The following is a 1,736-nucleotide window of genomic DNA, read 5'->3' on the forward strand; positions in this document are numbered from 1 at the left end:
ATGCGGCAGCGCCTGCTGGCCGTCCCCGGTGCCGAACGGCACGCGCTCCTCGTCCAGTTGCTCGGAGAGAGCGTGGCGCGAATCCTGGCCTATCCGCCGTCCACGCGGCCCTCCGCCGAGGAAGGCTTCTTCGACATGGGGATGGAGTCGGTCCAGGCCATGCAGTTCGTGGAGCACCTGGAGCGCGAGCTGGGGATGGACCTGTACCCCACGCTGGCCTTCGACCACCCCACGCTGCGGGCCCTGGCGGGGTTCCTGCTCGAACGGCTCCCCACCGAGGTCGTGCCCGCTCCCGTGCAGCCCCGCGCCGCGCCGGAGGAGGTCGTACTCGCCCAACAGGTCTGGCGCGGCGCACCCATCGCCTCGTCCACGGAGGAGCCCCAGTCCCAGGGCGTCCTGCTCGTGGGGGGAGACGCGGCCCTCTCCCAGGCCTTCCTCGCGCGGCTCCAGGCGCGGGGCCTCGCGGCGCCCGTGGTGCACGCGCGCCCGGGAGCAAACTTCTCGGAGGACGGCGCGGAGCCGACCCTGGACGTGTCGGACGCCCAGCAGGTGCGGCAGCTCCTCGCGTCCCTGGCGCGGCGGGGCATCCAGCCCAGCCACGTCTTCCTCCTGACCGCGCTCGACGCGGCCTCCGCGAAGGCGCCGCTTCACGGCTTCGCACAGGTGCTGGGGCTCGCGCAGGGGCTGCTCGCGCACAAGACCGAGGGTACCGTGCGCCTGGGCTACCTCCACGCCACGGTGGACGGGGTGCCCGCGCCGTCCCATGCCGCCATCGCGGGGTTCGCTCGCGCGCTCGGACTGGAGACGCCGCGGCTGGTGCTCCAGACGGTGGCGCTTTCGCCGGAGCAGCTCGCGCCGTCCGAGGTCGCGCGCCTGGCCCTGGCCAACAGCGCGCAAGGCGAACTCGAGGTCCGCTACACGGCGGGCCAGCGACAGGTGCGCGGACTGGCGCCGCTCTCCGCCGATGCGACGCGGCCCTCTCCCCTGCGGCAGGGCGGGGCGTACCTCATCACGGGCGGCGCCGGCGGACTGGGCCTGCTCCTGGCCGAGCACCTGGTCCGCACGCGGCAGGCGCGGGTCGCGCTCGTCGGCCGAAGCGAGCTGGACGAGGCCCGGCGGCAGCGGCTGGAGACCCTGAACGCGACTGGCGCGCAGGTGGTGTACGTGCGCGGCGACGTCGGCGAGCCGTCCTCCGCCGCGCGGGTCGTCCATGAGGCCCACGCGCAATTGGGCGCGTTGAACGGCATCATCCACGCGGCGGGGGCGACCCGTGACGCGCTCGTGCCGGCCAAGTCCAGGGAGCAGTTGGACGCGGTGCTGGGTCCCAAGGTGAGCGGGACGCTCCACCTGGACGAGGCCAGCCGCCACCTGCCGCTCGACTTCTTCGCCCTGTTCTCCTCGACGGCGGCCATCACCGGGAACGTGGGGCAGAGCGACTACGCCTTCGCCAACGCCTTCCTCGACGCCTTCGCCGACGAGCGTGAAGCGCGCCGGGCGCGAGGTGAGCGGCACGGACGCACGGTGTCGTTCAACTGGCCGCTGTGGGCCGAGGGCGGCATGCGCGTGGATGAGCAGACGCTGCGCTTCATGGAGCGGCGCGGGGGACTCACACCCCTGCCCTCCGCGCTGGGCTGGGAGACCTTCGAGCTGGGGCTGAGCCAGGCGGGCTCGCAGTGCGTCGTCTTCCACGGCGTCCGGGAGACCATCGTCCAGCGCTTCGGCATCGCCCCCTGCCC

Annotated in this window: 1 protein-coding gene; it reads left to right on the top strand. The window is 73.7% G+C overall.

What is annotated here, in order from left to right:
• Nucleotides 1–1,736: SDR family NAD(P)-dependent oxidoreductase (locus tag G4D87_RS37410; RefSeq protein WP_163787541.1), on the top strand; the 1,736-nt coding region annotated here is incomplete at both ends.

This window comes from Myxococcus vastator, assembly GCF_010894475.1.
Classification (GTDB): Bacteria; Myxococcota; Myxococcia; order Myxococcales; family Myxococcaceae; genus Myxococcus; species Myxococcus vastator.